General features: G+C 70.2%; 18 protein-coding genes. 13 read left to right on the top strand and 5 right to left on the bottom strand.

All coding sequences use genetic code 11. The features are described 5' to 3' along the window. Position 1: 1 nt before the first annotated feature. Positions 2 to 523, top strand: coding sequence for a gluconokinase (locus ACFQ9V_RS10930; protein ID WP_382459185.1), 522 nt, complete (start codon positions 2 to 4; stop codon positions 521 to 523). Here ACFQ9V_RS10930 and ACFQ9V_RS10925 read toward each other — a convergent pair. Further along, entirely contained in the window at positions 489 to 1019 is a 531-nt protein-coding gene (locus tag ACFQ9V_RS10925; protein WP_382459184.1) for a DUF2127 domain-containing protein, read from the bottom strand. The genes ACFQ9V_RS10930 and ACFQ9V_RS10925 overlap by 35 nt on opposite strands. A gap of 307 nt (positions 1020 to 1326) precedes the next feature. Here ACFQ9V_RS10925 and ACFQ9V_RS10920 point away from each other — a divergent pair, with 307 nt between their 5' ends. From ACFQ9V_RS10920 to ACFQ9V_RS10890, 7 genes are all read left to right on the top strand, one after another. Then, positions 1327 to 1908 (top strand): alternate-type signal peptide domain-containing protein, encoded by a 582-nt coding sequence (locus tag ACFQ9V_RS10920; protein WP_382459183.1) that lies wholly within the window; start codon positions 1327 to 1329, stop codon positions 1906 to 1908. A gap of 49 nt (positions 1909 to 1957) precedes the next feature. Continuing rightward, positions 1958 to 3562 (top strand): fibronectin type III domain-containing protein, encoded by a 1605-nt coding sequence (locus ACFQ9V_RS10915; protein WP_382459182.1) that lies wholly within the window; start codon positions 1958 to 1960, stop codon positions 3560 to 3562. Beyond that, positions 3559 to 4143, top strand: a complete 585-nt coding sequence (locus tag ACFQ9V_RS10910) for a signal peptidase I (RefSeq protein WP_382459181.1) — start codon at positions 3559 to 3561, stop codon at positions 4141 to 4143. The genes ACFQ9V_RS10915 and ACFQ9V_RS10910 overlap by 4 nt, the downstream gene beginning before the upstream one ends. Before the next feature lie 134 nt (positions 4144 to 4277). Beyond that, positions 4278 to 5042, top strand: a complete 765-nt coding sequence (locus ACFQ9V_RS10905) for a polyprenol monophosphomannose synthase (protein ID WP_382459180.1) — start codon at positions 4278 to 4280, stop codon at positions 5040 to 5042. 14 nt (positions 5043 to 5056) lie between these two features. Then, positions 5057 to 6421 carry a hypothetical protein gene (locus ACFQ9V_RS10900; protein ID WP_382459179.1) on the top strand — a complete coding sequence of 455 codons (1365 nt, stop codon included), beginning with the start codon at positions 5057 to 5059 and terminating at the stop codon, positions 6419 to 6421. Then, positions 6418 to 7773: a glycogen debranching protein gene (locus ACFQ9V_RS10895; protein ID WP_382459178.1), complete on the top strand. Its 1356-nt coding sequence runs from the start codon at positions 6418 to 6420 to the stop codon at positions 7771 to 7773. The genes ACFQ9V_RS10900 and ACFQ9V_RS10895 overlap by 4 nt, the downstream gene beginning before the upstream one ends. Before the next feature lie 100 nt (positions 7774 to 7873). Next, positions 7874 to 9208 carry an LCP family protein gene (locus ACFQ9V_RS10890; protein ID WP_382459177.1) on the top strand — a complete coding sequence of 445 codons (1335 nt, stop codon included), beginning with the start codon at positions 7874 to 7876 and terminating at the stop codon, positions 9206 to 9208. On the opposite strand, the gene ACFQ9V_RS10885 is transcribed toward ACFQ9V_RS10890, so the two are convergent. Next, entirely contained in the window at positions 9162 to 10223 is a 1062-nt protein-coding gene (locus ACFQ9V_RS10885; protein WP_382459176.1) for an acyltransferase family protein, read from the bottom strand. The genes ACFQ9V_RS10890 and ACFQ9V_RS10885 overlap by 47 nt on opposite strands. A gap of 205 nt (positions 10224 to 10428) precedes the next feature. Here ACFQ9V_RS10885 and ACFQ9V_RS10880 point away from each other — a divergent pair, with 205 nt between their 5' ends. Then, positions 10429 to 11625 carry a mannosyltransferase family protein gene (locus ACFQ9V_RS10880; RefSeq protein ID WP_382459175.1) on the top strand — a complete coding sequence of 399 codons (1197 nt, stop codon included), beginning with the start codon at positions 10429 to 10431 and terminating at the stop codon, positions 11623 to 11625. A 189-nt stretch (positions 11626 to 11814) separates the two neighbouring features. Here ACFQ9V_RS10880 and ACFQ9V_RS10875 read toward each other — a convergent pair whose 3' ends face one another. After that, a complete protein-coding gene (locus ACFQ9V_RS10875) occupies positions 11815 to 12078 on the bottom strand; it encodes a hypothetical protein (protein ID WP_382459174.1) in 264 nt (87 codons plus the stop codon). A gap of 154 nt (positions 12079 to 12232) precedes the next feature. Between ACFQ9V_RS10875 and ACFQ9V_RS10870 the strand changes: the two genes are divergently transcribed. Both ACFQ9V_RS10870 and ACFQ9V_RS10865 read left to right on the top strand, forming a co-directional pair. Further along, positions 12233 to 13603 (top strand): DUF1254 domain-containing protein, encoded by a 1371-nt coding sequence (locus ACFQ9V_RS10870; RefSeq protein WP_382459173.1) that lies wholly within the window; start codon positions 12233 to 12235, stop codon positions 13601 to 13603. Between the two features lie 118 nt (positions 13604 to 13721). After that, on the top strand, positions 13722 to 14663 hold the full coding sequence (locus tag ACFQ9V_RS10865; protein WP_382459172.1) for a helix-turn-helix transcriptional regulator: 942 nt from the start codon (positions 13722 to 13724) through the stop codon (positions 14661 to 14663). Positions 14664 to 14706: 43 nt separating this feature from the next. Here ACFQ9V_RS10865 and ACFQ9V_RS10860 read toward each other — a convergent pair whose 3' ends face one another. Beyond that, positions 14707 to 15573, bottom strand: a complete 867-nt coding sequence (locus tag ACFQ9V_RS10860) for a nucleotidyl transferase AbiEii/AbiGii toxin family protein (RefSeq protein WP_382459171.1) — start codon at positions 15571 to 15573, stop codon at positions 14707 to 14709. A 49-nt stretch (positions 15574 to 15622) separates the two neighbouring features. Continuing rightward, positions 15623 to 16171, bottom strand: coding sequence for a hypothetical protein (locus ACFQ9V_RS10855; RefSeq protein ID WP_382459170.1), 549 nt, complete (start codon positions 16169 to 16171; stop codon positions 15623 to 15625). 382 nt (positions 16172 to 16553) lie between these two features. Here ACFQ9V_RS10855 and ACFQ9V_RS10850 point away from each other — a divergent pair, with 382 nt between their 5' ends. Both ACFQ9V_RS10850 and ACFQ9V_RS10845 read left to right on the top strand, forming a co-directional pair. Beyond that, positions 16554 to 16889, top strand: coding sequence for a hypothetical protein (locus tag ACFQ9V_RS10850; protein ID WP_382459169.1), 336 nt, complete (start codon positions 16554 to 16556; stop codon positions 16887 to 16889). Positions 16890 to 17208: 319 nt separating this feature from the next. Beyond that, on the top strand, positions 17209 to 18912 hold the full coding sequence (locus tag ACFQ9V_RS10845) for a SulP family inorganic anion transporter (RefSeq protein WP_382459168.1): 1704 nt from the start codon (positions 17209 to 17211) through the stop codon (positions 18910 to 18912). Positions 18913 to 18953: the final 41 nt, after the last annotated feature.

Raw genomic sequence — 18953 nt, 5'->3', positions numbered from 1 at the left:
CATGACCGCGAGCCAGCTGAGCACGATCGTCGTCATGGGTGTCGCGGGCTGCGGCAAGTCCACCGTCGCCGCCCTCCTCGCCGACCGGCTGGGCTGGGAGCTGCTGGAGGGCGACAGCCTCCACCCGGCCCGCAACGTCGAGCGCATGAGCGCCGGCGTCCCGCTCGACGACGCCGACCGTGCTCCTTGGCTCGCGGCGATCGCGGGCCGCGTCCGCGAGGGCGCCGCGGCCGGGAGGCCGCTGGTGGTCGCCTGCTCGGCGCTCGCCCGGCGCTACCGCGACGTCCTCCGCGGCCACGGCGTGGTCTTCGCCTACCTGTCCGGCACGCGCGAACTGCTCGAGAGCCGCATCGCCGCCCGCAGCGGCCACTTCATGAAGCCCGGGATGCTGGACTCCCAGCTCCGCACCCTCGAGCCGCCGCAGCCGGACGAGGCGGCCGTGACGGTCGGCATCGATGCGGAGCCGGAGGCGATCGTCGCCGGGATCCTCAGCGGGCTGGGTCTGGTGGCGGCGGCCGCCTGAACACCCAGTCGACCGTCCCCCGCCACGTCGTCCGCAGCTCGCGTCCGCGCCGCCACTCCCGCCAGGTCAGCCAGATGATGACCGCGTCGAACACCGTCAGGACCGCCACCGCGACGGAGGGCTTCGTCACCAGTTCGTAGAGCTGGAAGATCAGGAACACGCCCAGCGCCGCCATCGCCCACGGGTAGACCCGGCGCGACCCGACGAGCAGCGCGACCACGATCGCCAGCTTCACCACGCCGTGCAGCAGCAGGTACGCGGCGACGAACAGCACGCCGCCGGCGTGGAGGCGGGCTGCGCCGTGGACGATCAGGTTGGCGATGAGGTCGTGCGGGTCCTCCGACAGCTCCTCCGCCGTCACCCGGTTCGCGGCGCTGAGCAGTGTGGCCGGAGTGGTGAACAGCAGCAGGACCCCGCCCACCAGCTCCACCAGGCCGTCGAGCCCTTTGAACAGCACGCCGACGAGGAACACCAGGTCGAGCACCCGTTCCCGCATCGTGTCCTCCCGGCCGCATGCTACCCGGCGTGACCCCTGATCTGGGTGCGCGGACATTCTTGTCCTCCAATATGAGGACCGGTATCGTCCGAAGTGGGCCGACGTGACCTACCCGACAATCTGGTCGCGGGTGGCCCACCGAGTGGAACCCGACCCTCCCCTCGTGCACCGCCCTTCGGGAGACCGGAGGATTCAGCTCGAACGTCGACCTAGCGACGTCGGGGCCGCAACACACGTGCGTCGTCGCACGTGCGCTGACCCCTGCGCTGTGTGTGACGACGCTCCGAACAGATTGTGAGCACGTCCCATGAACAGGTTCGCCAAGGGCGCGATCGCCGGCGCGGCCGGTATCCTCCTTCTCCTCAGCGGCGCTGGCACGTTCGCGCTGTGGAACGGCTCGGCCAGCGCCGCGGCCGGCTCCGTCCAGTCCGGAACGATGACCATCGCGGCCGACGCCGCCGCCGGCACGTGGAGCGTGGTGCACGGCTCCGGCTCGGCCACCGCGATCCCGAACATCGCGAACTTCCGCGCCGTCCCCGGCGACGTGCTGACCTTCACGCAGAAGGTGGACGTCACCGCCACCGGCGACAACCTCTCCGCCATCCTCAGCGTCGACCCCACGTCGATCAAGACCGGAGACGCCTCCCCGGCCAGCGCGGCCCTCGTCACGGCGCTCACGAGCGGGATGACCGTCGTCGTCGGTGCGCCGCTGCCGACCGGCGTCACCGCAGGTTCCGCCGCGAACACCTACAACGTCAGCGGGACCACCGGCACCAAGGTGCTGACCGTCTCCGTGACGCTGCCGTTCGACCCCACGACGACCGGCACGGTCGCGCAGGGCGGCACCGTCAACCTGAGCGCGCTCGGGTTCAAGCTGGCCCAGCAGTAACGCACGCGGACCAGCGCACGAGCGGAGCCGAGGGGAGGTGCGAAGAGACATGAAGCGCTTCGCCCTCCCCCTGACCGCCGCCGGCGCCGCGCTGGCCACGTTCCTGCTGATGCCGGGAGCGGGCACCTACGCGCTGTGGAACGGCCTCGCCGCAACGAAGGCCGGGGCGATCACGGCCGCGACCGTCGCGGTGAGCGTGACGATCCCGCAGCCCTTCGACACCGTCTTCAAGACCGGGCACACCACCACCACGGGAGGCGTGGTCGTGACGAACACCGGAAACGTCGATGCGACGTTCGGCGCCGCCGCGACGCTTACGTCGGGGACGTCCCCGGCCCTCGCCTCCGCGATCGGTGTGATCGCTTGGCCCGCCGCCGGCGCGGCCTCCTGCACGTCCACCGCCACTCCGCCGTCCGGGTCGTACACCGGCACCCTGGCCGGCCTGGGCGCGCTCGGGCAGACGACAGGCACCCTGTCCGCAGGCGCGTCGGCCGCGTTCTGCATCCGCGAGACCATGAACGTGGCGTCCGCGCCGGGGATCGCGAGCGGCTCCGCGGTGAACGTGGCCTTCTCCGCGACAGTGACGGCCGGGACGACCTGGAGCGCTTCGGCCTCCGCGAGCATCGCCCAGACCTTCGTGGACGACATCGCACCGTCCGCGCCGACCGGCCTGTCCGCGCGCACGTCGACGTCGACGCCTGTCGTGCTCTCGTGGACGGCCGCGACCGACAACGTCGGCGTCACGGGATACGACGTCTACCGGTCAGGGACGACCGCGTCCATCGGCTCCACGACTTCCACCTCGTTCACGGACACGGGCGCCGCCGCGAACACGTCGTACACGTACACCGTCTACGCCCGCGACGCGGTGCTGCTGACGTCACCGGCCGCGAGCCTGTCGGTCGACCGCACCGCCCCGACGACGCCGACGCTCTCGCTCACCGGGACCACCGCCTCCACTGCCACGCTGTCGTTCGCGGCGACCGACAACGTCGGCGTGAGCGCCTACACCGTGTCCCGCGACGGCACGGTGATCGCCACGGTGGGCGGCGCGACCACCAGCTACACGGACACGGGACTGACCGTCGGCCTCCACCGGTACACGGTCACGGCCTCCGACGCCGCGGGCAACGTCTCGCCGTCGTCCTCGGCGGTCTCCGCCGCCGGATCCTACGTCTCGGGCTCGTGGTATCAGCTCGTGAACGCCGCGAGCGGGCAGTGCGTCACGGTCCCGTCGCCGATCGCGAACGGGAAGGTGCTGACCCAGTCGGCGTGCGCCGCTCCGGTGGACGACGCGCAGGCCTGGCAGCTCGCGGGCTCCGGCTCCACCGTGACCGTGACCGCCGCCCTCCCCACCCCCGCCAGCGGCCAGTACCTGTGGGCCGGCTCCCGGACCGCGCCCGTCAGCCTGACCTCCGCGCCCAACAGCGCGAACGGCTCGTCCCAGTGGGCGTTCACCCTCCAGGCGGACGGCTCGTTCACCCTCAGCAACACCATCACCGGGAACAACGGCAACGGCAACGGGAACGGCAACGGCAACGTGACGACCCTGTGCGCCACAGCGACGGCGGGCGGCGGAGGCCAGCTCACCACGACGACGTGCACGGCCGGCGCGTCGACCCAGTCCTTCTTCCTCAGGCAGGTGACTCCGTGAGCGACACCGAACCGCGCCCTTCCACGTCGCTGCTGCAGTACGTCGTCACCGGCCTCAGCGTCGGTCTGCTCGGCCTGGTGCTGTTCGTCGCGGCCGTGGTCATCGTCATCCCGCGGGCCGCCGGCGCCACCCCGGTGACCGTGCTGACCTCCTCGATGGAGCCGTCCCTGCCGCCGGGGACGCTCGTCGTGGTGAAGCCGAAGGCCGTCCACGACATCCACGTCGGCGACGTGATGACCTACCAGATCCGGTCGGGCGACCCGGCGGTCATCTCGCACCGGGTCATCGCGATCACGACCTCCACCACCAACGGCATGACCTTCACGACGAAGGGCGACAACAACGCGGAGGCCGACCCTCCCGTGGTGCCCGCGCAGGTGCGCGGCGTGGTCTGGTACAGCGTCCCGCTGATCGGCTACGTCAACAGCGCGCTCGACCAGAGCCAGCGCTCATGGGTGCTGCCAGCGGTCGGCGTGCTGCTGATCCTCTACGCGGCGTGGATGTTCCTGCGCGGCACGGCCTCGTCGGTCCGGCGTCGGTCCTCGCGCGCCGCGGACGGTGAAGAGCCCTCCACTCTGTGAGCCCTCTCGCCCGATCCGGCCGTCCCGGAGCGGATCGATCGGAGACGCATAACGACTTCTCAGGCTCCATCCCGAATTCTGTGCCGAACCTTGGAGGCGGTGGCGTGGAATAGAAGGGAGAGCGAGGTCGGAAGATGGAAGAGCAATACGGGATGCCGGCGGAAGGCGTCTCGGTCGTCGTGCCGACCTTCAATGAGTCGGGCAACGTCGCGGAGCTGGTGCGAAGGCTCGCGGCGGTGCTCGACGCAGACGCGAGCGAGATCCTGATCGTCGACGACTCGACCGACGACACCGCACGGGTCGCGGCCGAGAGCGCCGACCACGTGCCGCACCGGGTGCGCGTCGTGCACAGGGAGGACCCCGTCGGCGGCCTGTCCGGAGCAGTGATCACCGGGATGGCGCTGGCCGTGCACCGCTGGGTCGTCGTCATGGACGGCGACCTCCAGCACCCGCCGGAGGACCTCCCGCGGCTGATCGCGGCGGGCGAGGAGCGCGGCGCCGACATCGTTGCCGCCTCCCGGCACCTCGACGGGGGCAGCGCGGGAGGCCTCGACGGGCTGCTGCGCCACCTCGTGTCGTCCGGCAGCACGCTGGCGGCCCGCGCGCTGTTCCCGCGCAGGCTGCGCGACTGCACCGACCCGATGACCGGGTTCTTCGCGGTCCGCCGCGACGCGCTCGACCTCGCCTCGCTGCGCCCGCAGGGCTTCAAGATCCTCCTGGAGGTGCTGCTCCGGCACCGCCTGACGCTGACCGAGGTCCCGTTCGCGTTCGGCGTCCGCACGGCGGGCGTCTCCAAGGCGACCGTCGCCAACGGCGCCGCGTACCTGCGGCAGCTCGTCGCCCTCCGCCTCCGGTCACCCGCCCCCGGGCTCGCGCAGGCCGCGGCCGAAGTCGTGTGACGGAGGTGACGGGCATGACCGTCGCGCCGATCGTCCCCCGCTCCCGGAGCCACCGGGTCCGGGACGCGGTCGGCCGCCGGCCGGTCCTGCTGCTCGTCGCGCTCGGGCTGGCCTGCGCGGTCGTGGCGTGGCTGCGGCTCCCCGCGACCGCGCACGACACCTTCTGGGCGGAGGACGGCCGCACCTTCGTCTCGTCGGCCGCGCTGGGCGGTCCGGGCGTGCTCCTGCAGCCCTATGCCGGTTACCTGCACACCGTCCCGCGCCTGGTCGCGGCGGTCGTGGTGCTGCTGCCGGTGTCCTGGTGGGCGCTCGCGACGACGGCGGCCGCGTGCGCCATCGCGGGCGGCCTCGCGGTGGTCGTGTTCGTCTGCGCCCGCGAGCTGGTGCCGTGGCTGCCCGCCCGGATCTTCGTCGCCGGGCTGACCGTGCTCGCGCCGCTCGTGCCGCGCGAGGTGCTGGGGAATCTGGCGAACCTGCACTCCCTCATACTCTGGACGCTGTTCTGGATCGCGCTGTCCCGGCCGCGGACGACGCGCGCCGCCGTCGCGCTCTCGGCGGTGGCGCTGCTCGGCGCGCTGACGGAGATCCAGGCGCTCTTCCTCGCGCCGCTCCTGCTGGTGCGCACGCGCGACAGGAGGGTGTGGATCGTGCGCGCCGGGCTGATCGCGGGGATGGTGGCGCAGCTCGTCGTCACGCTGGCCTGGCCGCGCGCGGAGAACACCAACCCCGCCGTCGACCCGCTGTCGATCGCATACGGCTACCTGATCAACGCCGTCCTGCCGCTCGCGGTCCCGCAGTCGCAGCTCGGGCACGTCCTCGCCGCGACCGGCCCGGCCGTCGCCCTCCTGGTGCTCGCGGTCGTGCTCGCGACCGCGCTCTACGTCGTCCTCCGCGGGACGCGCGGGCAGCGGCTGCTCGTCGCCGCGGCGCTGGCCGGATCGGTCCTGCTCTACATCGTGAGCGTGGCGACCAACCCGAACACCTTCTACGACTACGCCGGCCTGACGCCCACCCAGCTCGACTCCGTGTGGTTGACCCGCTACGGCGTCGTCCCGTCGATGCTCCTCGCGCTCGTACCGGCGGTGGCCGCCTCGATCGCGTACGGCCGGCGGAGGTTCCGCCGCGGCCGCGCGCAGTGGCCCGCGTGGTCCGTGCTGGCGGCGGCCGGGCTGTGCGCGGCGCTGATCCTCGCGCAGCTCGGCCCGCAGTGGACCCGCCGCTCGGACGGCCCCGCCTGGCAGCCGCAGGTCGCGAGCGCCGCCGAGCAGTGCCGCCGCGACGACGAGTTGAAGTTCGTCAACCTGAGGGAGACGATCGGGTGGAAGGTGACGGTGCCGTGCCGCTACCTCGACGACGGAACGGCGGAGGACTCCCGATGACCACCATGCCTGCGTCGCCGGCCGTCGGGGACATCGCCCGCGCCGCCGCCGGCGTCCTGCGCCGCAACGACGCCGGCGCCATGACCCGCGCCGCGCCCGGGCTGTACCCGCACATGTGGAGCTGGGACTCCGCCTTCATCGCGATCGGGCTGGCGCGGTTCGACGTGCCGCGCGCGATCCGCGAGCTGCAGACCCTCCTCGGCGCGCAGTGGTCCACCGGGATGATCCCGCACATCGTCTTCAACCCGGACGAGCCGGGGTACTTTCCCGACTTCGGCCGGTGGGGGACCGAGCGCGCGGCGGCGCGACCCGAAGGCGTACAGACCAGCGGGATCTGCCAGCCTCCCGTGCACGCGATCGCGGTGCGGCACATCCTCGACCGGGGCCGCGAGCGAGGGGGAGCGGACGCGGCCGCCGCGGAGGAGTTCGCGCGCGGCTCGCTCGACGCGTGGGCCGCCTGGCACCGCTGGCTGGCGTCGGTCCGCGACCCCGACAGGTCCGGGCTGGTGGAGATCCACCACAGCTGGGAGTCCGGCTTCGACAACTCGCCGCGCTGGGACGCCGCCTTCGCCCGCATCCACCCCGGCGAGGTGCCGCCCTTCCAGCGCCGCGACACGCTGCACGTCGCCGACGCGAGCGAGCGCCCGACGAACGAGGAGTACACCCGCTACCTCTGGCTGGTCGAGCAGCTGAAGTCGGTCGACTACGACGACGCGGCGGCGCTGGAGGTCGTCGACTTCCGAGTGAAGGACGTCTTCTTCTCGGCCGTCCTCGCCGTCGCGAGCGACGTCCTGGCCGACCTCGCCGACGAGTTCGGCCGCACCGACCTCGTGCCGGGCCTCCGCGACATCGCCGACCGGTTCCGCCTCGGCGTCCGCTCCACCATCGACCCGGCGACGCAGCTCGCGCGCGACTTCGACGTGCGCGCAGGCGAGTGGATCGGCGCCGAGACGATCGCCGGCTTCGCCCCGCTGTTCGCGGGCACGTCGGCCGGGATCGCGTCCGGTCAGACCGCGCTGCTGCGCGGCGAGCGCTGGATGGGCGACCCCCGCCTGCGTTTCCCGCTGCCGCCGTCGACGTCCCCGGCGAGCCCGGCCTTCCGGCCGTCGACGTACTGGCGCGGCCCGACCTGGCCCTTCCTCACCCTCCTCCTCGGCTGGGCGGTCGACCGGCACGGCGACCCGGAGCTCGCCGCCGACCTGCGTACGGCCTCCCTCGCCCAGCTCGCCGACCTGGCGTTCGGCGAGTACTACCAGCCGTTCACCGGGGAGCCGCTGGGCAGTCACGACCAGTCCTGGACGGCGGCCGCGGCGCTGGAGTGGGCGGGACAGCTCGGGGTCGGGGCCGGATAGCGCAGGCTCCCCGAACTGGGGTGCGCCGGGCGCTGGATCGTTTGGTGTTTCACATGTTCAGACAGTGCATGTCTTCGGCTCCATCCGCTATTTTCTGGGTGTGAATCACACACCGGGCCCGCACGCCCACCCGACCGAGGGGTCGCTCCGACGGCCTCGCCGGTCGCACGGCGTCGCCATCCGGCACGGCCGCCTGCCCCGGCGGAGGCCGCGGACCTTCGTCGTGCGGTTCCTCGTCGCGCTGGTGACGGTCGGCATGGTGAGCACGGCGAGCGTCGCCGCCTACGCCGTGCTCGACACCGTGCGCTCGATCAAGCCCGGCATCCACCTGGTCACCGCGAAAGGCAAGTCGCTGACCGCGCAGAACGTCGCGACCGTCGGCGCCGAGAGCGGGGCGGTGAACATCCTCCTCGCCGGCACGGACACCCGCACCGGGCAGGGCGGCCAGTTCAACACCCAGGACGAGCTCTCCGGCAGCTCGGGGGCCGGCAGCAACGACGTGACGATGGTGCTGCACGTCTCCTCCGATCACCAGCACGCCGAGGTGATCTCGATCCCGCGCGACCTGATGGTGCCCATCCCGGAGTGCCCCGGTCCGAACGGCGGCACGGTTCCCGCCACCGACCAGGCGATGTTCAACACGACGCTCTCCCGCGGCGGCCTCTCCTGCATCGTCCTCACCGCGGAGCAGTTGACCGGTCTGACGATCAGCGACGCCGCGCTGATCAGCTTCGACGGCGTGATCGCGATGTCCAATGCGGTCGGCGGCGTGACCGTGTGCCTCGCGACGCCGCTGGACGACCCGTACGTCGGCCTGAACCTCCCGGCCGGCACCCAGACCCTGGTGGGCGCCCAGGCGCTCGCCTTCGTCCGCAGCCGCCACGGCATCGGCGACGGCAGCGACCTGGGCCGGATCAGCAACCAGCAGCTCTTCCTCTCCGCGCTGCTGCGCAAGATGACGAGCGCGGGAGTCCTCAGCAACCCGCTCACGCTCTACCAGCTCGCGCACGCCGCGGTCACCAACGTGCAGCTCTCGGACACGCTGACCCAGCCGACCACCCTGGTCTCGCTGGCCCTGACCCTCAAGACAGTCAGCCTCTCGAACATCGTCTTCCTGCAGTTTCCGGCCGCTGCCGACCCGGACGACCCGAACCGCGTGGTCCCCGCGACCTACGCGGCGAGCGTTCTCAAGAGCGCGCTCCAGAACGACGCGCCCATCACGCTCACCGGGACGCTCGGGTCCGGGACGGTCGCGGCGCCTGGCACGACGCCGGCTCCGAGCGGCACGGCCGCTCCCACCCCGACGGCAGCGCCCACGCCCGCCCCGACGGGCGCCGCGGTTCCGACACCCGTTCCGACGTCCACGGACGTTGCCCTGCCCTCCTCGGTCACCGGCCAGACGGCGGCGCAGCAGACGTGCACGAAGGGGAACTGACCGCCGGCTCCACCCCGGTCAGCCAAGCGGACGCGCGGGTCGCCAGCGCTGCCAGCGCGACAGCCCACGGGATGAGTAGGCAGAGCGCGAACAGCAGGCCGCTCGGCACCGGCGGGCCGTAGGTCTTCATCAGCCAGAGGACCAGCGGGTGCGTGAGGACCACCATGAACCCGCCGTACGCCAGCACGGTGACCACGCGGCCGACGCGCGGCGGAGCCTTCCGGAACAGCGCCTCGGCCACGAGGACCAGCCCGAACGAGATGGCGACGGCGACCGCCGTGCTGAGCACCGGGGTGCCGAAGTCGCCCTGCTTGATGTCGAGCGGGCGCGTCGTCCCGGTGAGGACGAGGACGGCGGAGACCGCGAGCAGCGCCGCGCCCACCAGCGCCGGCCGCGCGATGCGGGGGCGGAGAGCTCTGGCGATGACACCGAGCGCCAGGAAGGCAACGCACGGCACCGTGGACCCCACCGACAGGGGCGTGTTCGCGAGCTGCGGCCCGGCCGTGACGCTCAGGATCAGCCCGACACCGGCGACCGCCCAGGTCACCGGCCGCGGGAGCAGCCAGAGCATCCGCAGCAGGACCGCAGAGAAGAACAGCGCTGTCACGAACCAGAACGTCGTGAACGGCAGCGCGGAGTTCTCGCCGTCGGCGAGGGGCCCGGCCAGCCGCTGCCAGGTGGTGTCCTCCAGCTGCAGGTCCAGGATGAGGAAGACCGCCCCGATCAGCACCAGCCAGGTGAGCATCGGCCGCAGCAGGGTCCGGAACCGCGTCAGGAGCTCGCGTCCGAGGGTGCGGTGCGGCGACCAGAAGTAGCCGGCCAGGACGAAGAACAGCGGGACGTGCCAGCTGTAGAGGAGAGTCCTCGTCGTCGGCGAGACGAGGGTGTGACCGGCGACGACCGCGACGATGCCGAGGACGCGCACCAGGTCGACCGCGCCGGATCGGGGCTTCGCGGCCGGCTCAGGTGCGCGCGCGGTCGTCTCCTCCGCGGTGCTCATCGTGGTGGTGGTCATGTACGGAACCGTCCCCTCTCCTCCTGTCTCGCGAGTCGGTCGTCCTTCGATCGAACGCGCGTCTTCCCCAGACTTCACTGAGATCCAGCGATTACCCCCGGTTCTCTGAGCGCTTTCGATGGTGAACAGACGGCGACTCCGGTCTCCGTGGGAGGTGGCTCCGGTTGGATGGACCCGTGGTGGAGATCGTGCCGGAGACGGCGAGTTGACGAGCACGCGGACGTCCGAGCGCCCGCTCGCGCTCGGCACCCGGCTGGCCGCCCGGCTGCGGTCGAGAGCGGTGGTCGTGCCCGTCACGCTGTGGACGGTCGCGCACGCCGCGATCGTCGGCTGGGCGCTGGTCGTGCGCGCCGCCGTGCTCGTGCTGAGCGGCCACGCCGCCGCGGTGTCGCCTGCCGCGCTCTTCTTCCACTGGGACAGCGTCTACTTCGGGTCGATCGCCCAGCACGGCTACGTCGGCCCGGGCACCGGCCCCACCTGGTCGGCCTTCTTCCCGGGCTACCCCGCGGCCGCCCGCGTCGCGCTCGCCGCTGTCGGGTTCCCGCATCCCGACCACCAGCAGGTGGTGATCGCCCTGGAGGCCGTCGCCGCGATCGCCTCGCTGGCGGCGTCGCTGCTGGTGTGGCGCCTGGCGCACCGCCACTACGGCGACCGGGTGGCGGTCGCGGCGACCGTCCTGTTCGTCCTCGGCCCGTACGCGGTGTTCCTGGTGGCCCCGTACTCGGAGGCGCTCTTCGTCGCCTTCGCCCTCGGCGCGTGGCTGTGCGCAGAGCGCGGCCGCTGGTGGGAGGCCGGCGCGCTCGCCGCGTGCGCGTCCGCCACCCGGATCGACGGCGTCTTCCTGATCGCCGGCCTCGCGGTCGCGGTCGCCGTCCGCCTCCACAGCCGCGGCGAGCCGTTCCTGCTGAAGGCGTTCGGGACGGCCGCGATCGGCTCCGCCGGCATCCTCGGCTACTGGGCAGCGCTCTGGGCGTGGACGGGGAACCCGACCGCGTGGTTCACCGCGCAGCACACGGGCTGGCACCGCGCGCTCACCTGGCCGTGGATCACCCTGCGCGACACCGTCGAGTCGGTCTTCGTCCCGCCGTGGCCGCACGGCCTCCAGAACGCCCTCGACCTCGTCTTCGCCGCGCTCATCGTCACCGCCCTGATCGTGTTCATCCGCCGCCGCCAGTGGGCGGCCGTCACGTACGTCGGCCTGACGGCGCTCGCGATGATGACCAGCACCACCTACCTCTCGATCGCCCGCTCGACGGTCGTGCTGTTCCCCCTGACCCTCCTGGTCGCGACGACCGTCGGGGATGACCGGCGGCGCTGGATCTTCCGCACGGTGCTCGCGGCGGGACTGGTCCTCCTCGCGCTCAACACGGCGCTGTTCGTGAACGCGGTGTGGGTGGACTGACGCCGCTCACGCTCGATCGTCGCCGGAGGCGTCACCATCGATCTCTCGGAGTAGCGATTGCTGTGCCTCGGGCGTCAGAATCGTCGACCAAAGGATCTCAGTTCACGGAGCGGAATATCGAGCGTAGGCACATCGATTTGCAGATCCGAGAGTGCTCTCTTGGTCGGGCGGACGGGCAACGGCCACGGGTTACTCCGTCGGGAGTCCGCCAAGCTCCTCGAGCTCGGCTGCGCTCATGCCGGTCAACACCGACACTGCGGCAGACTTCGATCCATCGAAGCGCGACAGGGACTCCTTGATCGCCGCGTTCAGTTCGTCTCGATGCGCCTCAACGTACTCGCGGACAGCATCGCTGACGATGTCCTTCTTCGTGCGACCGAGGAAGTGTGCGGCATCGCTGATAAGCCGATCGGTAGTCGCATCGACCTTCACTGGGCTCTGAGTGGCGGACATTGTTCCAGTCTCTCGTCGGGGTGGTACCAAAGTACCCTAGTAGCCATATCTCTTCAATGGCTGACAGCATCGTGACGCCGCTCCGAGATCCGGACTAGACACCCTCCCCCCTCTGCCGCGACCCTGTCAGGGAGTTCGAGCGAAGGAGGCCACGGTGGTGGATGACGGGGCGCCCGCCGGTTTCCCGACGGCGGCGGAGGCAGCGCAGGCGTATGACGAGATCGACCTGAACAGGGCGATCCAGAGCTATCGGCAGTTCTTCCCGACCGTCTCCGGGTACATGATCCTGAAAGGCAATGACGACCTGGGCCTGGTGCTCAACGAGGTGTTCGGCACCCTCGCGACGGAACCCAAGCACGTCGGCCTGACCCTCAACTCCGACACGCCCTATGCGCCGATCCTGCTGGACCTGAGTGACGGCCCGATGGTCATCGAGCTGCCGGCCGGGCCGCTCATCTGCATCGCGATGGACGTCAACCAGCGCTGGGTGCTCGACATGGGGCTCCCCGGCCCGGACGCAGGGCAGGGTGGTCGCCACCTCCTTCTCCCGCCGGGCTACGAGGGCGACATCCCGGACGGATACTACGTCGGCCGGGCGACGTCGAATCGGCTGATCGTGGGCGTCCGGTCGCTTCCAATCGGCGGCGACGTCGGGGAGGCGACGGAGCGGCTGACCACCGTGAAGGTGCACCCGCTCACCCCGTCCGCGGACTGGACGGACCCCGTCTTCCGCGACCTCACGCCCCTCCCTCAGGACACCACGCCGGACTCCATCGAGGGCACCATCGGCTTCTGGCGCGCGCTGCACACCATCGTCGACGAGGAACCGCCCGTGCCCCTCTACCGCGTGGGGTACGGCGAGCTGGCGGCCCTCGGCATCGAGAAGGGCCGGCCGTTCGCGCCGGACGAGCGGATGGCCGGGATCCTCACCAGGGCGGCCGCGATCGGCGACCAGCAGCTTCGCGTCGAGTCCTTCGCCGACCGGCGCCCGGACCGCATCGTCTGGCCCGGCGAGCGCTGGGAGTGGGCGGCGCTGCGATTCGAGAACGGCGACTTCGACACCCCGGACGCGGTCGACACCGTCGCCAGGGACAAGTGGTTCTTCCAGGCCATCGGCGCCAGCCCCGCGATGTTCCGCCGTGACGCGAAGGCCGGCTCGCTCTACTGGCTCGGCCTCCGCGACTCCGAGGGCCGGTATCTCGACGGCTCGAACCGGTACACGCTGACGGTCCCCCTTCCCGTGCCCGGCACGCTGTTCTGGTCCGTGACCGCGTACGACGCGCAGGCGCGCAGCCAGATCCAGAACAGCGTCGGGCGCTCCCTCCTCAGCTCGCTGTTCGACTTCCCGGACGCCACGGGCGACGCCATCACACTCGAGTTCGGGCCGGACCGCCCCGACGCCGACGACGCGCACTGGATCCAGACCGTCCCGGGTCGGGGCTGGTTCGTCTACTTCCGCATCTACGGCCCGCAGGGCGCCGCCTTCGACCGCAGTTGGAGCCTGCCGGACTTCTCGCGCGGGTAGCCGGGTCCGAGGAGGCCGCCGAAGCGATCGGCGCGTCCGTCTCCGAGTTGGACGCTAGCCGCGACGACGAGGAGGGCGGACACTGGGATGCACTCGCCCTCGTCGTGAGGAGGCTCCTATGGGCACGTTCCGGACAGCTGTCTCGACCACGGACTCCGACTACGCGATGTCCTTCCTCAATGACATGTACTCCGGCGTGGAGATGGACCCGCACCCGGAACGGTTCGCCCTCGATCTCTCCGCCGCGGGCGACGAACGCTTCGCCATCCTCCACGAGCAATGGACGTCGAGCGGCCGCTTCCAGATGGAGCCGCAGCCGATCGTCATCGTGGTCGAGGTGACGCAGGGGGCGTGGGACTGCAGCATCGGACGCAGCGCTGTCGACACCACCCGGCCGAGCCTGTTCCCGCCGGCACCGGCCGTGGCCTCGTGGCGGGACTCCTTCACCGTCAACGGCACGCAACTCGACGCCCGTGAGATCGACGCCTTCGCCGCCGAGCACTTCACCACCCCCGGCCTTCGCGTCAGGTTCGACGGAAGCGCCCCCGTCTCGATCCCGCTCCAGCGATCGTGGGAGGCGACCACTGCGTTCGTGCGCAACAGCGTCGTCGTAGAGGACGAACTGCTCGGCAACCGCCTGATCCGCGACCGGGCGTTCGAGGTCCTGATCTCCTGCCTGCTCATCACCTTCCCGAACAACACCCTCGACCTCCCGCTCGGCCGTGATGGAGTGCGAGCGACTCCCGCCGCTGTCCGCCGAGCGATCGCCTTCATGGAGGAGCACCTCAGCGAACCGCTCCGGCTGGAGGACATCGCCCGCGCGGCCCGGCTGTCCCCGCGGGGCCTGCAGGACGCCTTCGTCCGCATCCTCGCAACCAGCCCCACCCGCTACCTGCGCAGCCTCCGGCTGGAAGCGGCCCGCACGGACCTCCGAGCGGCGCGGCCCGGCGACTCCGTCGCGACCATCGCGCACCGTTGGGGATTCGCCCACCTGCCGCGCTTCGCGGCCGCGTACCGGGAGGCGTTCGGTGAGAACCCCGCGGAGACGCTTCGCGGGTGACCCGGCGAAACCCCCGGATTCCGACTTCCGTGCCCTCGCAGTCCTACGCCGCGGCTATCTGGTCGATCCAGACGTTCACTTCGCTGATCGCCTCCCCGAGGCTCAACTCAACGCCCGTCTCGGCGGCAACCCTCTGATAGTCGGCTCTCCAGATTTCGTTGGACACCACAACAGGCGGCCAAGTCCGTTCTGTGTGGCCGGCGAGTGCCGCTTCAGCCGCACGACCATCGAATACTCCAACAGCGGCGACGCGTACGTCAGTCAGAGGGATGCCTTCGTCGAAAAGCTGCTGCCTCATGAGCAGAAGGTCGACCACGTCACGAACGCGGTCGTTCTTCGTGTGCGGCGGATCATGCGGGTCTGTGCACGCGTGAAGCTTTTGAGCCACCTGGTATGCGAGCGAGATCGTGGCGATTTCGTCTGGGGACTCCAAACCGAAGAACCCGAGGTCAGCCACGCGGATGTGCTCCTCGGTAGGTTTCATCTCACCATCGGCAAATGCAACCTCCACCTGAATCCGGCGGAACGTCCGACCCTTGATCTCGACGATCACATTGAACCGCCGCGGTTTCGCTCGTCGGGCGGGCACCTCGATCATCTCGATCTCGGTTCGACGCAACGTGAAGGGACCCCACGGTTCACGGATCGCCTCATCAAGCTTCTCAACGAAGTCATCGACCTCGCCGCGGAACATTGCATCGACGTCCTTTGTCGCGCGCGCTGTCAACGACAGGCGCCGTTCGAGAAACGCTCCACCCTTCAAGAGGAAGAGAGTGCCCAACTCGGGATCGGACACACGCTGCAGCGCGGCAACCACAATCGTCGACGCGATCTGCCACGAAAGCCTGCCGGAGTCGCCGACGCCCAACCGGCCGGCGGCTTGACTCACCCATTGGTTCAGGATATTCACGCTACTGGGTGTGCGGTCTCTCTCGGGAGCGAAGCCAGATCGGGTCGAGTCATCGGCGAGCAAGCTCCCTACGAAAACGAGCAGCGTCCGTCTCCGTGATCGCTCCCCTGCGGCGAGCGGTCGTGATCGCGGTCACCAACAGATTGTGAGGCGTACCGAATTCGATGCACTGACGGATGGCAGTTGCCACCGTCACCGTCGGGATACCTTCCCACCAGCCGACCTCCGGCGCGTCAAGGTCTTCATTGTGGAGTACATATCCTTCACCGCCGTCTCGGCGGATACGCTTCGCCTTCGGCACGGTCAGGTGAATCTGATCCGGATTCACTTCGCAGAGTTCATACACTGCCAAAGCCGTCTCGTGGCTGAGAGCAGCATTGTCGGCGCCGGTCCAGAGGACAGCAAGCATGTAGTCATCACGCTCGGTAACAGGGAGCTGATCAAACCGGTAAACACCATGCGTGACATGACGAAGTTGGTGACGGTTTGCGAGTTTCGCCAACTCGACATTGCTAACGCCGAGTTCACGCGCCATACGCGTAGTGACAAATCCGTACTGTTCGGTTGCGACTTCCCACAAGTCAGCTTGCATAGTCATTTACGATCCTCCTTCCCGCGTCAAAACTATACCGCTTTCGGGATAGTTTTGACATCAAGAGCGGCACAAACCCCGGCGACACCTTCGTAACCATCGCGCACTGCTGGGGCTTCGCCCACATGCCGCTTCGCCGTCGCGTACCGGGAGACTTTCGGCGAGAACCCTGGGCAGACGCTCCGCGGCTGACTCCGGAGGTGTCGAACCCGCCCCGTGACTGTGCGAGCCGGATCACGCGGCGGTGATCCTCTCGGCGCGGATTTCGCGCTCACTGTTTCCCCGGCGGGCGCGGTCTGTTTACCATGTTGCTGTTGTATTCACGGCCGAAGAGCGCTGGGACCCGGCCCAGCGTCTGCTTGCTCGCCTTCCGCCGTGTGGGGACGGGGTGATCGGCATGGTGCTTGCTTTAACGGAGCGGTTCGAGCTGGAAGGCAGACGATACAGCCTCTACGAAGGCGAGCGCTGGCTGTTGTTCCGGGAGCACTCCGGCAGCGCGGTGTGTGTCGGCTCGATCATCAGGTCGGGGCTCGGGTTCATCGTGTCGGCGTGGGCGAAGCCGGGGCCCATGGTCATCGTGCAGACGCTCGAGTCGGCGCTCGAGCAGTTGCTCATCACCGATGCGCCGCTGATCGAAGACGACGAGGAGGACGAGGAGGCTTCTCGATCCCTCGTGACGGGGGTGGAGGCAGCCCGCTCGGGCGTCAGCCTCCTCGATCGGTAGTCACCCGGAACGGTGGTGCCGGGCACTCCGGGCGCCTCGAGCGATGGCAGCGGCGGCGTCCGGCCCGATGGCGGCAAGGATCCTCCTGATGACGCGGACCCCCGCCGCGATCAGGAGCACTGTCACCGCCAGGAACACCCAGCCGATCCATCCGGCACTCGGGGACGGAGCGCTGTCCTGTGTCTGACTCATGATGCCGACTTGCCTCTCCGACGTTGCCTTCTGAGCGGAATGATGCAGCCCGGACGTGCGCGCGGCAACAGCGGATTTCCGCCGAGCCGCCTTGTCGGACCGGAGGACTCTGCGGTATGACGAGCGCATGCCCAGGACGCGCGGACTCCGTCGAGACCTGGTCCCGATCGTCGGCCAGCTCCGCTCCTATCGACGTGCGTGGCTTCGCGGCGACGTGATCGCCGGGGTCACCGTCGCAGCCCTCATCGTCCCGAAGAATCTGGGGTACGCCGGCATCGCCGGCATCCCCTTGCAGAACGGCCTCTACGCGGCCGCTGCCGGCGCGATCCTCTACGCGGTCTTCGGGACGAGCCGGCAGATCTCGATGGGACCCAGCTCCGGTCTCGCGGCGGTCGCGGCCAGCGCCGTGCTCGCGGCGGGCATCACCGGCGAGCAGGACATCGCCTCGTTCGTCGCCGGCATCACCCTCGCCTCCGGCGTCCTGTTCCTCCTGCTGGCCGTCTTCCGGATGGGCTGGATCGCCCAGTTCCTCTCACGGGCAGTGGTCACCGGCTTCCTCTTCGGCGCGGCGATCGACGTCGTGATCGGGGAGCTCCCGAAGCTCACCGGAACCGAGACCAGCGGAGCCAACCCGCTCCAGGAGCTGTGGTCGTGGTTCGGGACGCTGAACGACGTGCACGGGACGACGGCGCTCGTCGGCGTCATCTCCCTCGTCGTCGTCTTCGGACTCCGGGCGATCGCCCCGCGGGTTCCCGGCGCCCTGGTGCTCGTGGTCGGCGGCCTGCTGGCCTCGGCACTGTTCGGCCTCGGAGCCAAGGGTGTTGCGTTGGTCGGGGATGTGCCGCGCGGCTTGCCGGTGCCGCAGCTCCCGAACGGTCAGCAGTTGTGGGACCACGCGGGCACGGTCGCGCTGGCCGCCGTGGCGCTGGTCATGATCGGCTTCTCCCAGACCGCCGGCGACGCGCGCACGTTTGCGGCCAGGCATCGCTATCAGATCGACATCAACCAGGAGTCGGTCGCCCAGTCCGCAGCGAACATCGGCGCGGGTCTGTTCCAGGGGATGCCCGTGTCGACCAGCCTGTCGGCGAGCTCGCTGAACGACCGTTCGGGGGCGAGGACCGGGCTCGCCTCGCTCACCTCGGGCGTGACGGTGCTGCTGACGCTGCTGATCCTCGCGCCGCTGTTCTCCATCCTCCCCAAGGCGGTCCTCGGAGCGCTGATCATCGAAGCCGTCGTCAGCGGCATGATGGACGTCCCGGAGATGCGGCGGCTGTTCCGGGTGAAGAAGGTGGACTTCTGGATCGCCGTCGTCGCACTTCTCGCGACCCTGGTCTTCGGCGTGCTCGCCGGCGTGATCATCGGTATCGGGCTCTCCCTGGCGTGGCTGGTCGCCGTGGCCACGCATCCGGAGATGCCGGCCCTCGGTCGCGAACGGGGCACCCAGGTCTTCCGCGAGCTCGACACGAACCCGGGTGACGAGCGCGTGCCCGGCGTGGCCGTCGTACGGTTCGACGGCGGCCTGTTCTTCGCCACCGCCGATGCGCTCGAGGACCATCTGCGCAGCGTCATCCAGGCGGACCCGGACCTGACCGGGATCGTCCTCGACTGCGGCGGCATCAACTTCATCGACGCCCAGGGCGCCGCCACGCTGGCGGATGTCGTGACCCTGACCCGGGACGCCCGCGTCCGCCTCCGCCTGACTCGGCTGAAGCCGGGCCCGCGGGCCGTGCTCGAGCGCGAAGGAGTGATCGGACTCATCGGTGTCGACCACATCCACGGCAACATCCACCGCGCCGTCGAAGCGGAGCGCAACGATGCCGGACTCTCGTGATCCCGGCGCGCGCCCGGTCATGAATCTGGCCCCTCATCGTC

Source organism: Leifsonia sp. NPDC056665, assembly GCF_042791795.1.
In the GTDB taxonomy this organism is placed as follows: domain Bacteria; phylum Actinomycetota; class Actinomycetes; order Actinomycetales; family Microbacteriaceae; genus Leifsonia.
The sequence above is the reverse complement of the archived record's forward strand: the minus strand, read 5'-3'. Positions and strand labels throughout refer to the sequence as shown.